The sequence below is a fragment of the Staphylococcus sp. GDX8P80P genome (genome assembly GCF_017893095.1).
In the GTDB taxonomy this organism is placed as follows: Bacteria; Bacillota; Bacilli; order Staphylococcales; family Staphylococcaceae; genus Staphylococcus; species Staphylococcus borealis.
Map to the genome: position 1 here is coordinate 1 of NZ_JAESMI010000084.1, position 14,766 is coordinate 14,766.

The window sequence follows — 14,766 nt, forward strand, 5'->3', positions numbered from 1 at the left end:
CCGAAGGTTTAATGATATAAAGGTTGAAATAATAATTAACATCATGTAGTATATGTAATATATTAAGTATAATAAATATATCTATAAGGAGAACGGCTTACAATGAGAATTGCTTTATTATTAATAAGACTTATGTTAGGTATTACATTTACAATACATGGATCTCAAAAAGTATTTGGTGGATTTAAAGAACCGATGGCAATGATGTCTGATTTAGGTTTCCCTGCATTCTTAGGCATTATATTAGGGTTATTTGAGTTTATCGGAGGCATATTAATGATCATAGGTTTATTTGCAAACTATGTTGCTGCTGGTTTCATTATAATTATGCTTGGCGCTTTATTTACAGTTCATTTAGCACATGGTTATATGGCTTCAGAACTTGTAATTATACTATTGGTAATGAGTATATCTGTAATGATTTCTTATAATTGGAAGAAATCACTGGAACTTTATTAAAAAAGTGTATTTGCGAATAATTAGCAAATACGTTCATTGAAATTCTACAAGTAAAGTAAAGTCAGTCTGGGACAAAAATAATATAATAATGCTATTTAGCAAATTCGCAGTAGCTGACTGAACTGAGAAGGCGCTTAACTCAAGCTTTTCTCAGTTCTAGTCACCCTTGCGGAGGTGGGCGGGGCCCCAACACAAAAAAATCACGAAAGTGATTTTACAAGCAAAGCAAGTTGGGGTCGGGGCCCCAACACAAAAAATCACGAAAGTGATTTTACAAGCTAAGCAAGTTGGGGTTACGACGAATTCAAAAGAATTCTGTTTCTCTCCCACTTTTTAATGATTATAAAGTTAATGCTTTGATTAAAATATCAGTATGCTCTTTAAGCTGATGATTGGGAATACCACCGAAACCAATAATAAACTTTGGGAGTGGTTCAATTTGATCATCATAGTTGTAGATATTTAATTTTAATTTTAGTTCTTCCGCATTGTGCAGGCATTGAGACATGGTAAGTCCATTATTTACTGTTAGTGTGAAATGCATTCCTGTTAATGCGCCTTCAATATTTAGTTGTTCCTTATAGGGTTCCAATCGTTGCAATATATAATTTAGTTTCTCTCTATAAATTTTTCTCATTTTATTTAAATGACGTTCAAAACTTCCAGATGACATAAAATTCGTAATGATTTGTTGGATATGAACAGGGACGGTATTACTCTCTTTATAAGGCATAGATAAATAAGATTGTAATAATGTTTGAGGCAAAACGATATAAGCAATACGACAACTCGGATAAAGTGATTTTGAAAATGTACTAATATAGATTACTTTGTCTTTTTTATCTAAACTTTGTAAAGCAGGAATTGGTTTACCGTAATATCTGAATTCTGAATCATAATCGTCTTCAATAATATATCTACTATGTTTCTGATGAGCCCATTTAATGAGTTGGGTACGTTTTTTTAAGTTCATGACATAGCCAGTTGGGAATTGATGAGATGGTGTGATATATACAATATCATTATTAGAATTAAGTACGTCAGTCATGTTTATTCCATCTTTCTCAACAGTTGCTTGAATATAATCGTGATTGTTTTTATCCAAAACATGTTTAATTGGAGGATAACTTGGTTTTTCTATTATGAATGACGATGTTTTAAGAATATCAGTAATCATGTTAAGTAATTGCTCAGTAGAAGACCCAATGATAATTTGATTTGGATGACATGACACACCTCTACTATTAAATAGATAATGTGCGATTTGTTGTCGTAAATTTAATTCACCTTGTATGTCTCCTTTTTCTAAAAGCGCTAATTCATTATCTTCAAATGCTTCCTTTGCAAATTTTCTAAAAAGATTTAGAGGGAAATATTCGGCATCTATCTCTGCTAAATTAAATGCATACTTATATTGGTTAGTGTCAATTGGATTCGCTTCTGTTTCAATAGATGGGCTATTAACATTAATGACAGGGAGAGACTGTATGTCAGATACATAATAGCCGGAGCGAGGTTTAGAGTAGATAAAACCTTCATCTAAAAGTAGTTGATAGGCATGCTCAATAGTTGTATGGCTAAGTGATAAATGTTCACTTAATTGGCGCTTTGAAGGAAATTTATCTTGTGTTTGATATTGACCTTCGATAATTTGATTTTTCAGCTGCTCATATAATGCTATATATAATTTTTGCTTTTTCATTTTTAAACTGACCCCTAGTTTTATAAATAAATTGTACCTTTTTAAATATCAGTTTATAACTTAAAATGAATTTAATCAAATGTGAAAAGGGGTTAATATTATGTCTAAAATCGTAGGATCAGATCGAGTTAAACGAGGAATGGCTGAAATGCAAAAAGGCGGCGTTATTATGGACGTTGTTAATGCAGAACAAGCTAAAATTGCTGAAGAAGCTGGCGCAGTTGCCGTTATGGCTTTGGAACGTGTACCATCTGACATCAGAGCAGCTGGTGGGGTAGCACGTAGCGCTAATCCTAAAATTGTTGAAGAAGTAATGAATGCTGTATCAATTCCAGTTATGGCAAAAGCACGTATCGGTCACATTACTGAAGCACGTGTATTAGAAGCTATGGGTGTAGATTATATTGATGAATCTGAAGTATTAACACCTGCAGACGAAGAATACCACTTAAGAAAAGATCAATTCACTGTTCCGTTTGTGTGTGGTTGCCGTAACTTAGGAGAAGCTGCACGTCGTATTGGTGAAGGTGCTGCGATGTTACGTACTAAAGGTGAACCGGGTACTGGTAATATTGTTGAAGCTGTTAGACATATGAGAAAAGTTAATTCAGAAGTTAGTCGTTTAGTTGTTATGAATGACGATGAAATTATGACTTATGCTAAAGAATTAGGTGCACCATATGATGTGTTAAAACAAATTAAAGATCACGGACGCTTACCTGTTGTTAATTTTGCAGCTGGTGGTGTTGCTACACCTCAAGATGCTGCTTTAATGATGGAATTAGGCGCTGATGGTGTATTTGTTGGTTCAGGTATTTTTAAATCAGAAGACCCTGAGAAATTTGCTAAAGCAATTGTTCAAGCTACGACGCATTACCAAGATTATGAACTTATCGGTAAATTAGCTTCAGAATTAGGCACAGCAATGAAAGGTTTAGATATTAATCAAATTTCATTAGAAGAACGTATGCAAGAGCGTGGTTGGTAATTTATGAAGATTGGTGTATTAGCATTGCAAGGTGCCGTACGTGAACACATTCGTCATATTGAACTTAGTGGTCATGAAGGTATTGCAGTTAAAAAGGTTGAACAATTAGAAGAAATAGATGGATTAATTCTTCCAGGTGGAGAATCTACTACACTAAGAAGATTAATGGATCTATATGGATTTAAAGAAAAGTTACAACAGTCTGATTTACCAATGTTTGGTACATGTGCAGGCCTTATCGTACTTGCGAAAGATGTCGAAGGTGAAACTGGCTATTTGAAAAAGTTGAATATCACTGTTGAACGTAATTCATTTGGCAGACAAGTGGATAGTTTTGAAGCAGAGTTAGATATTAAAGGTATAGCTGAAGACATTGAAGGTGTATTTATTAGAGCACCTCATATTGCTAGTGTTGAAGAGGGCGTAGAAATATTAAGCACTGTGGGCGAAAAGATTGTAGCAGTCAAACAAGGGAAATATTTAGGCGTATCATTCCATCCTGAATTAACGGATGATTATAGAGTGACACAATACTTTATCGATCATATGGTCAAATAAAAGAATAGTAGGTAATGGAGAGACGCATTTGAGTGTTTCCATCTATGAAAATACCCTAGAACTTCTAGTTGTCAGAAGTTCTAGGGTATTTAATTTCAATATTAGATAAAGAATCCAGCGATTGCTGCTGAAATAAATGATACCAATGTTGCACCTAATAATAATTTAAGTCCAAAACGTGCTACGACGTCACCTTTTTCAGAGTTAAGTGATTTGATAGCACCTGAAATGATACCAATTGAACTGAAGTTAGCAAATGATACTAAGAATACTGATGTAACACCTTTAGCATGTTCAGAAATATCTTTTAAGTTTCCTAATGATTGCATTGCAACGAATTCATTAGATAATAATTTAGTTGCCATAATTGAACCAGATTTAACAGCATCTTCCCACGGTACACCAGCTAAAAATGCTAATGGTGCGAAGACAAATCCAATTAACGTTTGGAAATCCCATGTAATTGCGCCACCAGAAACAAAGCTGAAGATACCACTAACGATACCATTTAATAATGCGATGATGGCAATATAACCTATTAACATCGCACCAACGATTACTGCCACTTTGAACCCGTCTAAAATGTATTCTCCCAACATTTCAAAGAATGATTGTTTTTTAGTTTCGCTTTCGTCTACTAATAGTTTATCGTCTTCTTCATTAACTTTATAAGGATTGATGATAGAAGCAATAATGAAACCACCGAATAAGTTTAATACTACTGCTGTAACAACGTATTTAGGTTCAATCAATGTGAAGTAAGCACCGATAATTGACGCTGATACTGTCGACATTGCTGAAGCGGTCAATGTGTACAAACGTTGTTTAGGTATGTAAGGTAATTGTTGTTTTAATGAAATAAACACTTCCGATTGACCTAAGATTGCAGCAGCTACTGCGTTATAAGATTCTAAACGTCCCATACCATTAATTTTAGAGATTAAGAATCCTAAAACATTAATAATCCATGGTAAGATTCGAGTGTATTGCAAGATACCAATTAATGCTGAAATAAATACAATTGGTAGTAATACGCTAAAGAAGAATGGTGGGTTTTTTGGATCGACAAATTTGAATCCGCCAAACACGAAGTTAACCCCTTCTGCAGCTTTTTGTAATAAGTAGTTAAATCCTTCCGAAATCCCCCCAATAACTGTAATACCTGCTGTCGTTTTTAATAAAATAAACGCAAATACAAGTTGGATGACTAATAAAAGACCAACATATTGCCAGCGAATATTTTTTCTGTCAGAGCTAAACAAAAATGCAAGTGCCAAAAAGAAAATTATCCCAATAATCCCAATAAGAATATGCATAATTCTACTCCTTTAAATTTTTCTTAATTAATATAATACATTAAATTCTTGCATGTAACATCATTATTTTAGAAAATTAAAAAACAAATTGGTTGAAAAAGGTCAAAGATGCTCATATAATATAGTCAAAGAAGGTCAAAAGAGGTGGTAAATCATGCACAACATGTCTGACATCATAGAACAGTACATTAAAAAGTTATTTGAAGAAAGTAATGAAGACGTGGTAGAAATTCAACGAGCTAACATTGCTCAACGTTTCGACTGTGTACCTTCTCAACTAAATTATGTTATTAAAACTAGATTCACAAATGAACATGGTTATGAAATAGAAAGTAAACGTGGTGGCGGAGGTTATATCCGAATCACTAAAATTGAAAATAAAGATGCAACGGGGTATATTAATCACCTATTGCAAATCATTGGGCCATCTATTTCTCAACAACAAGCGTATTATATTATAGATGGTTTGCTAGATAAGGGACTCATCAGTGAAAGAGAAGCAAGAATGATTCAAGTAATCGTAGATCGCGAAACATTAAAAATGGACGTGGTTGCTCGAGATATCATTAGAGCCAACATATTAAAACGCGTATTACCAATCATTAATTATTATTAGTAGAAAAGCGAGGTGTCTATGTGTGCTTTGTGAAAACTGTCATTTAAATGAAGCAGAGGTTAAACTCACAGTAAAAAGTAAAGAAGGCACTTCTGAGAAATGGGTATGTTCTATTTGTGCGCAGGGTGAAAATCCTTGGCAACAAAATGAAAATACATCGCCACATTCTCAGTTTCAAGATGATATTGAAGAAGCTTTCGTCGTCAAACAAATATTGCAACATTTAGCAACTAAGCATGGAATTAATTTTCATGAAGTGGCTTTTCAAGAAGAAAAGCGATGTCCAACATGCAACATGACTTTAAAAGATATTGCACATGTAGGGAAATTTGGTTGTGCAAATTGTTATGCTACATTTAAAGATGACATTGTAGATATAGTAAGACGTGTGCAAGGTGGGCAATTTGAGCACGTAGGTAAAACGCCTCGTTCTTCTCATAAGAAACTTGCCATCAAAAAACAAATCGAAGAAAAAACGAAGTATCTCAATGTATTAATTGATGAACAAAACTTTGAAGAAGCTGCTATCGTTAGAGACGAAATAAAAGCATTGAAAGACGAGAGCGGGGTGGAACGTAATGAGTGATATGAATACGCATATCAGTGAATGGATGAAGCAAACGGAAGAATCTCCAATTGTGATGTCTTCCAGAATCCGATTAGCTAGAAACTTAGAAAATCATGTCCATCCACTCATGTTTCCCTCAGAACAAGATGGCTTTAGAGTGATAAATGAAGTACAAGATGTATTACCTAATTTGTCTCTCATGCGATTAGATACAATGGATCAACAAAACAAGATGAAACTTGTTGCTAAACATTTAATTAGTCCTGAACTTATTAAACAACCGGCATCAGCAGTGTTATTAAATGAAGACGAATCAATCAGTATTATGATTAATGAAGAAGACCATATACGCATACAAGCAATGGGAAATGATTTGTCATTACACGATTTATATAACAAAGCGAGTGATATTGATGATACGTTAGATCAATCGCTAGACATTAGTTATGATGAACATTTAGGGTATTTAACAACATGCCCAACTAATATTGGTACAGGTATGAGAGCAAGTGTAATGCTACATTTGCCAGGGTTATCCATCATGAAACGTATGAATCGTATTGCACAGACCATTAATCGTTTTGGTTTTACGATTCGAGGTATATATGGAGAAGGCTCGCAAGTTTATGGCCATATCTATCAAATTTCAAATCAATTAACACTTGGTAAAACTGAAGAAGAAATTATAGATAACTTAACTGAAGTTGTTCAACAAATTATAAATGAAGAAATGCAAATTCGTGAACGCTTAACGCATTATAATGAATTGGAAACGTTAGACCGTGTTTATCGGTCGTTGGGCATCTTACAGAACAGTCGAATTATTTCAATGGAAGAAGCTTCCTATCGTTTAAGTGAAGTGAAATTAGGTATCGATTTAGGGTATTTAACATTGAAAGACTTTAAATTTAATGAATTGATGGTAAGTATTCAATCAGCATTTATTTATAACGATGAAGATGAAACAATCTCTGTAAATGAGAAGAGAGCAGATATATTAAGAGAATATACACAATAGGAGGTACAGAAATATATGCTATTTGGTAGATTAACTGAACGTGCACAACGTGTCTTAGCACATGCGCAAGAAGAAGCTATACGTTTAAATCATTCTAATATAGGTACAGAACACTTACTACTTGGCTTAATGAAAGAGCCAGAAGGTATAGCCGCTAAAGTATTAGAAAGTTTCAATATTACCGAAGATAAAGTGATTGAAGAGGTTGAGAAATTAATCGGCCATGGACAAGATCAAACAGGAACATTGCATTATACACCTAGAGCCAAGAAGGTAATTGAACTTTCAATGGACGAAGCTAGAAAGTTACATCATAACTTTGTAGGTACAGAACATATTTTACTAGGTTTAATTCGTGAAAATGAGGGCGTAGCTGCGCGCGTGTTTGCTAATCTAGATTTAAATATTACAAAAGCGCGTGCTCAAGTGGTTAAAGCATTAGGAAGTCCTGAAATGAGCAATAAAAAGGCTACAGCAAATAAATCAAATAATACACCTACATTAGATGGATTAGCACGTGATTTAACTGTGATTGCCAAAGATGGAACACTAGATCCTGTTGTGGGTAGAGATAAAGAAATTACGCGTGTGATTGAAGTATTGAGTCGTCGTACTAAAAATAACCCAGTACTAATTGGGGAACCGGGTGTAGGTAAAACTGCAATTGCAGAAGGTCTTGCACAGGCGATTGTTAATAATGAAGTGCCTGAAACATTAAAAGATAAACGTGTCATGTCACTTGATATGGGAACAGTTGTAGCAGGTACTAAATATCGTGGTGAATTTGAAGAACGTTTGAAAAAAGTAATGGAAGAAATCCATCAAGCTGGTAACGTTATTCTATTTATTGATGAATTGCACACATTAGTTGGTGCTGGAGGTGCAGAAGGCGCAATTGATGCATCAAATATATTAAAACCAGCATTAGCTCGTGGTGAATTACAATGTATTGGTGCTACAACATTAGATGAATACCGTAAAAACATCGAGAAAGATGCAGCGTTAGAACGTCGTTTCCAACCCATTCAAGTTGATGAACCTTCTGTTGAAGATACAATCGCAATTTTAAAAGGATTACGAGATCGTTATGAAGCCCATCATCGTATTAATATTTCTGATGAAGCACTTGAAGCGGCTGCTAAATTAAGTGATCGCTATATATCTGATCGTTTCTTGCCTGACAAAGCAATTGATTTAATTGACGAAGCAAGTTCAAAAGTAAGATTGAAAAGTCATACAACACCTAACAACTTGAAAGAAATTGAGCAAGAAATTGAAAAAGTGAAAAATGAAAAAGACGCTGCAGTTCACGCTCAAGAATTCGAAAATGCGGCTAATTTACGTGATAAACAAACGAGACTTGAAAAACAATATGAAGATGCTAAAAATGAATGGCAAACAACGCAAGGTGATAAATCTACATCACTATCTAAAGAAGATATTGGTGAAGTGATTGCAGGCTGGACAGGCATACCACTTACAAAAATCAATGAAACAGAGTCAGACCGATTATTGAATCTTGAACAAACATTACATGATAGAGTGATTGGTCAAAATGACGCTGTAACATCTATAAGTAAAGCAGTACGTCGCGCACGTGCAGGATTGAAAGACCCTAAACGTCCAATCGGTAGCTTTATCTTCTTAGGACCAACTGGTGTAGGTAAGACGGAACTAGCTAGAGCGTTAGCAGAATCAATGTTTGGCGAAGAAGATGCAATGATTCGTGTTGATATGAGTGAGTTTATGGAAAAACATGCAGTCAGCCGTTTAGTTGGAGCGCCTCCTGGCTATGTAGGTCATGATGAAGGTGGCCAATTAACTGAAAAAGTTAGACGTAAACCTTATTCAGTTATTTTATTTGATGAAATTGAAAAGGCACATCCAGATGTGTTTAATATCTTATTACAAGTGTTAGATGATGGTCATCTAACGGATACTAAAGGACGTCAAGTTGATTTCCGTAATACTGTGATTATTATGACATCAAATGTTGGTGCACAAGAATTACAAGATCAACGCTTTGCAGGTTTCGGTGGTGGCTCTGACGGTCATGACTATGAAACGATTCGCAAGACAATGATGAAAGAATTGAAAAATTCATTCCGTCCAGAATTCTTAAACCGTGTAGACGACATTATCGTATTCCATAAACTTACTAAAGATGAATTAAAAGAAATTGTTACAATGATGGTTAATAAATTAACACAACGTCTTTCTGAACAAGATATTAATATTGTAGTAACCGACAAAGCGAAAGAGAAAATTGCGGAAGAAGGTTATGATCCAGAGTATGGTGCACGTCCATTAATCAGAGCTATTCAAAAAACAGTTGAAGATAACTTAAGTGAATTAATTTTAGATGGCAACCAAATCGAAGGTAAAGAAGTCGTGATTGATCATGATGGCGATGAATTCAAATATAATATCAACGAAAAAAATAATAATGTTTCAGATTCAGACGAAGATAGTGACGTAACTGAAACAGAAGCATAATTTAATAAAATGAACGTTAGGCCTAGCTGTTTTTAGGATAAAAATAGTATAGGGTTATAACGCAAAGTACGTGTTAACTAATGAAGGTGAGATAATGTTTATATAGTGCGTTCCTTAGCACTCGTCATTTATCTAGGAGTGGGACATGAATTCGTAATGGATTCTGTTCCACTCCTATTACTTTTTGAAATATAATGTAATGATTTCAACTGAAATAAAATGATTATCTATATACGTCATTTCGAACAATGAATAGCAACATATTTATATAAAATACTTAAGTTTACATTTGTCATTGTACAACGTTACATATAAAATAGATTTGTTCAAAGAAAAATCGGAGGTGCAATTTTGGCCAAAAAGAAAGTGATTTTTGAGTGTATGGCTTGTGGCTATCAATCTCCAAAATGGATGGGAAAATGTCCTAATTGTGGTTCATGGAATCAAATGGAGGAAATTGTTGAAAAAGCTTCAAATCCCAAACACGGCGTTAAGACAACAACATCTAGCGCAAAGGTCCAGAAATTAAATGATATTAAGAATGAAGTGACGCCAAGAGTTCAGACAGAATCAAAAGAATTTAACCGCGTTTTAGGTGGTGGTATTGTCAGTGGTTCTTTAGTGTTAATAGGTGGAGATCCTGGTATTGGGAAATCAACACTATTACTACAAATTTGTGCATCACTATCACAAAAATTAAATGTACTGTATATTACGGGTGAAGAATCACTTAATCAAACTAAATTACGAGCTGATCGTCTAGATGAAGATTCTAGTAATTTAAACGTGCTGGCAGAAACAGATTTAGAAGCGATATATCAAACGGTTCAACAAGCACAGCCAGATATTTTAGTGGTCGATTCGATCCAAACCATATATCATCCAGAGATTAGTTCGGCACCTGGCTCTGTATCTCAAGTTCGAGAAAGCACGCAGAGTTTGATGAATATTGCCAAACAAATGAATATCGCCACATTTATCGTTGGTCATGTAACCAAAGAAGGTCAAATTGCAGGACCACGTTTATTAGAACATATGGTTGATACTGTATTGTACTTTGAAGGAGATGAGCATCATGCTTATCGTATCTTGAGAGCAGTTAAGAACCGTTTTGGTTCTACTAATGAAATGGGCATTTTTGAAATGAAAAAAAGCGGATTGAAAGGGGTACACAATCCATCAGAAATGTTCTTGGAAGAGCGGTCTACTAATGTACCTGGATCAACAATTGTAGCAACGATGGAAGGTACGCGACCATTGCTAATAGAAGTTCAAGCGTTAGTGACACCTACCACATTTAATAACCCTAGACGTATGGCTACAGGAATTGATCATAATCGTTTGAGTTTATTAATGGCAGTATTAGAGAAAAAGGAAAATTATTTATTACAACAACAGGATGCTTATATTAAAGTGGCAGGTGGTGTTCGACTAACAGAACCAGCAGTTGATTTAAGCGTTATTGTAGCGACAGCTTCAAGTTTCAAAGATAAGGCAGTGGATGGACTGGATTGTTATATTGGAGAAGTAGGTTTGACTGGTGAAGTGAGACGTGTTTCTCGAATTGAGCAACGTGTTCAAGAAGCGGCTAAATTAGGGTTTGAACGAGTGGTTATTCCACAAACCAATATTGGTGGATGGCAATTCCCTGAAGGTATTAAAGTAGTAGGCGTCTCTACTGTACATGAGGCACTTAAATATGCTTTTAAAGCGTAACATAAGCTGAAAAAGAGGTGAGACTTTTGAAAGTATTAAAAGGCATTGTAATCATTATATATATTATCTTAGGTATGGCACTTGGTATTTTGCTAATACCTGAAATACTTAAAGATTTTAATATTAATGGTTATCCATTTTTAAATAATTATTATATTGACGGCTTAATAGGTATCGTAGTATTTTTCTTGATTTTTGGCTTCTTTATTAATAAAGTAACAAGAACTTTCAAAGCCGTTGAACATTGGATTATGCAACGTAGCGCAGTTGAAATTTTATTTGCAACACTCGGACTTATCATTGGCCTATTTATTTCAGTAATGGCCTCGTTTATTCTAGAAATGATTGGAAATACGATACTGAATCATCTTATACCACTTATTATTACTTTATTGCTATGTTATTTAGGCTTCCAATTTGGGTTGAAGAAGCGTGACGAAATGCTCATGTTCTTGCCGGAAAACATGGCGCGTTCTATGTCTAAAAGTAATATTAGTGCCGTACCTAAACTATTAGATACAAGCGCAATTATCGATGGTCGTATCTTAGATGTCATTCGATGTGGTTTTATCGATGGCGAAATACTTATTCCGCAAGGTGTCATTAATGAACTTCAAGTCGTTGCTGATGCGAATGATAGCGTGAAGCGTGAAAAAGGGCAACGTGGATTAGATATATTAAATGAATTATATGATTTAGATTATCCGACACGTGTGATACATCCACAAAAGTCTCACAGTGATATCGATGAATTATTAGTGAAATTAGCACAGAAATATCATGCGCATGTGATTACTACCGATTTTAATTTAAATAAAGTATGTCACGTTCAAGGAATTAAAGCGTTGAATGTGAATGACTTGTCTGAAGCAATTAAACCAAATGTACATCAAGGCGATCGCATTAATATTCTATTGACTAAAATGGGTAAAGAACCTGGTCAAGGTGTTGGCTATTTAGATGACGGTGCAATGGTAGTGGTTGATAATGCGAAACCACTTGTTGGTAAGCATGTAGACTTAGAGGTTATCAGTTTATTGCAAACATCGTCAGGTCGTATTATTTTCGCTAAAAAAGTTGACGATTCGGAATCATAATTCATAGAATAGGTTTGATGATGATATTAAAATATGTGTAAAAGACTAGGTTTCATGTGAAACGCTAAATGGTGAGCGTACGCTTTTCAAATAGCAAAGCATGAAACCTATTTATGTAATGTGAGTGAATGTGCAACTAAGTGTGGTAAGTGGAAACATGTGACTTATCAAAGTATTGATTTAATGCTACAATAATGAAGAAATGCGAACTTTTATCTAAGATGAATGTAAATTGGAAAGTTATTCGGAAACACGTCTAAAATGATAGTTTGGAATAACTTTTTTCTAATGGTTTGAAGATGTTTCTGAATGGTGTATGACTGCTCGGTTAAATTACAGAGCGCGCCACCTATATTAGATAAAGCGTATGAATTCGATGGTAAAACAGAATTAATAATTATAGGAGTGAATACGATGAGTGAACGCATTAGAGTGAGATATGCGCCAAGTCCAACTGGATATTTACACATTGGTAATGCAAGAACTGCATTATTTAACTATTTATTTGCTAAACATTACGATGGTGATTTCGTAGTGCGTATTGAAGATACAGATAGTAAACGTAATCTTGAAGATGGTGAGTCATCTCAATTTGATAACTTGAAATGGTTAGGTTTAGATTGGGATGAATCTATCGATAAAGATAAAGGTTATGGTCCTTATCGTCAATCTGAACGCGGTGACATCTATAATCCACTTATCCAGCAATTATTGGATGAAGATAAAGCTTATAAATGTTATATGACTGAAGAAGAACTTGAAAAAGAACGTGAAGAACAAATTGCACGTGGTGAAATGCCTCGTTATGGTGGCCAACACGCACATTTAACTGAAGAGGAACGTCAACAATTTGAAGCTGAAGGACGTCGCCCATCAATTAGATTCCGTGTGCCTCAAGATCAAACGTATACGTTTAATGACATGGTGAAAGGTGAAATTTCATTCGATTCAAATAACATAGGAGATTGGGTTATCGTTAAAAAAGACGGCATACCTACGTATAATTTTGCTGTAGCCATCGATGATCACTATATGGAAATTTCTGATGTTATTCGTGGGGATGACCATGTTTCTAACACACCTAAACAACTTATGATTTATGAAGCGTTTGGTTGGGAACCACCACGTTTTGGTCATATGTCATTAATTGTTAATGAAGAACGCAAAAAACTAAGTAAACGTGATGGTCAAATTTTACAATTTATCGAGCAATATCGTGACTTAGGTTACTTACCAGAAGCATTATTTAACTTTATTACTTTATTAGGTTGGTCTCCAGAAGGCGAAGAAGAAATCTTTTCTAAAGAAGAATTTATTAAGATCTTTGATGAGAAACGTCTTTCTAAATCACCAGCAATGTTCGATAGACAAAAATTAGCTTGGGTTAATAACCAATATATGAAAACGAAAGATACAGATACTGTATTTGAACTTGCATTACCACATCTTATCAAAGCTAATTTAATCCCAGAATCTCCAAGTGAAGCTGATAGAGAATGGGGTCGCAAATTAGTTGCACTTTACCAAAAAGAAATGAGTTATGCAGGCGAAATTGTACCGTTATCTGAAATGTTCTTCCATGAAATGCCTGAATTAGGTAAAGAAGAACAAGAGGTTATTAATGGGGAACAAGTACCAGAATTAATGTCACATCTATATGGTAAATTAGAGGCTTTAGAACCATTTGAAGCGGGTGACATCAAAAAGACAATTAAAGAAGTACAAAAAGAAACAGGTATTAAAGGTAAACAATTATTCATGCCAATTCGTGTTGCCGTAACAGGTCAAATGCATGGTCCTGAATTACCAAATACAATTGAAGTACTAGGTAAAGACAAAGTATTATCACGATTAAAAAAATACGTGTAAATGGTGTAAAGCATATACGTGAACAAGATGAACATTTCATTTAGCTAACACTTGAAATTTTACATTAAAGAAAATATGATAAAGTTAAACATGGCAAAGTCATGTTAATATTGATGTTACAAGCGCAAAGGATTAGTAAATATTAGACTATGATTTCAGAGAGTGTACGGTCGCTGCGAGTACACCATAGACGATATTGAATGCACCTTTGTTTGATCAACTAAATAAAGTAAATGAGTATGATAAAGTTAACTTTATCACCTATAGGTAGGGTGAAGGACTAGCTTAATTTTATCTAGAATACAGAGTGGAACCGTGCAGTAGCGCCTCTAGCATCTTAGTGTTAGGGCGCTATTTTGTTTA

12 protein-coding genes are annotated in these 14,766 nt (G+C 34.6%); 10 read left to right on the forward strand and 2 right to left on the reverse strand.

The features are described from left to right. Positions 1–102: 102 nt before the first annotated feature. Positions 103–459 (forward strand): DoxX family protein, encoded by a 357-nt coding sequence (locus tag KA858_RS08085; RefSeq protein WP_210125950.1) that lies wholly within the window; start codon positions 103–105, stop codon positions 457–459. A 340-nt stretch (positions 460–799) separates the two neighbouring features. Here KA858_RS08085 and pdxR read toward each other — a convergent pair whose 3' ends face one another. Then, positions 800–2,161: a MocR-like pyridoxine biosynthesis transcription factor PdxR gene (pdxR, locus tag KA858_RS08090; RefSeq protein WP_210125951.1), complete on the reverse strand. Its 1,362-nt coding sequence runs from the start codon at positions 2,159–2,161 to the stop codon at positions 800–802. 100 nt (positions 2,162–2,261) lie between these two features. Between pdxR and pdxS the strand changes: the two genes are divergently transcribed. Continuing rightward, complete coding sequence (gene pdxS, locus KA858_RS08095; protein ID WP_070854640.1) at positions 2,262–3,149, forward strand: pyridoxal 5'-phosphate synthase lyase subunit PdxS; 888 nt, start codon at positions 2,262–2,264, stop codon at positions 3,147–3,149. Between the two features lie 3 nt (positions 3,150–3,152). Next, positions 3,153–3,707: a pyridoxal 5'-phosphate synthase glutaminase subunit PdxT gene (gene pdxT, locus KA858_RS08100; protein WP_156305016.1), complete on the forward strand. Its 555-nt coding sequence runs from the start codon at positions 3,153–3,155 to the stop codon at positions 3,705–3,707. A gap of 101 nt (positions 3,708–3,808) precedes the next feature. Here the strand turns inward: pdxT and KA858_RS08105 are convergent, their stop codons facing one another. Further along, complete coding sequence (locus tag KA858_RS08105; RefSeq protein WP_053030996.1) at positions 3,809–5,023, reverse strand: NupC/NupG family nucleoside CNT transporter; 1,215 nt, start codon at positions 5,021–5,023, stop codon at positions 3,809–3,811. 154 nt (positions 5,024–5,177) lie between these two features. Here KA858_RS08105 and KA858_RS08110 point away from each other — a divergent pair, with 154 nt between their 5' ends. From KA858_RS08110 to gltX, 7 genes are all read left to right on the forward strand, one after another. After that, the gene (locus tag KA858_RS08110) at positions 5,178–5,639 is read left to right on the forward strand and encodes a CtsR family transcriptional regulator (protein ID WP_053030998.1); all 462 of its coding nucleotides are present in this window, start codon (positions 5,178–5,180) and stop codon (positions 5,637–5,639) included. 22 nt (positions 5,640–5,661) lie between these two features. Continuing rightward, positions 5,662–6,225 (forward strand): UvrB/UvrC motif-containing protein, encoded by a 564-nt coding sequence (locus tag KA858_RS08115; protein ID WP_053031000.1) that lies wholly within the window; start codon positions 5,662–5,664, stop codon positions 6,223–6,225. Beyond that, positions 6,218–7,225 (forward strand): protein arginine kinase, encoded by a 1,008-nt coding sequence (locus KA858_RS08120; protein ID WP_053031002.1) that lies wholly within the window; start codon positions 6,218–6,220, stop codon positions 7,223–7,225. Before KA858_RS08115 ends, KA858_RS08120 begins: the two co-directional genes overlap by 8 nt. A gap of 15 nt (positions 7,226–7,240) precedes the next feature. Beyond that, complete coding sequence (locus KA858_RS08125; RefSeq protein WP_210135406.1) at positions 7,241–9,721, forward strand: ATP-dependent Clp protease ATP-binding subunit; 2,481 nt, start codon at positions 7,241–7,243, stop codon at positions 9,719–9,721. Between the two features lie 351 nt (positions 9,722–10,072). Beyond that, complete coding sequence (gene radA, locus KA858_RS08130) at positions 10,073–11,437, forward strand: DNA repair protein RadA (protein ID WP_210125953.1); 1,365 nt, start codon at positions 10,073–10,075, stop codon at positions 11,435–11,437. A gap of 74 nt (positions 11,438–11,511) precedes the next feature. Further along, a complete protein-coding gene (locus KA858_RS08135) occupies positions 11,512–12,534 on the forward strand; it encodes a PIN/TRAM domain-containing protein (RefSeq protein ID WP_481906426.1) in 1,023 nt (340 codons plus the stop codon). Positions 12,535–12,948: 414 nt separating this feature from the next. Further along, positions 12,949–14,403 carry a glutamate--tRNA ligase gene (gene gltX / locus KA858_RS08140; protein WP_107630139.1) on the forward strand — a complete coding sequence of 485 codons (1,455 nt, stop codon included), beginning with the start codon at positions 12,949–12,951 and terminating at the stop codon, positions 14,401–14,403. Positions 14,404–14,766 lie beyond the last annotated feature (363 nt).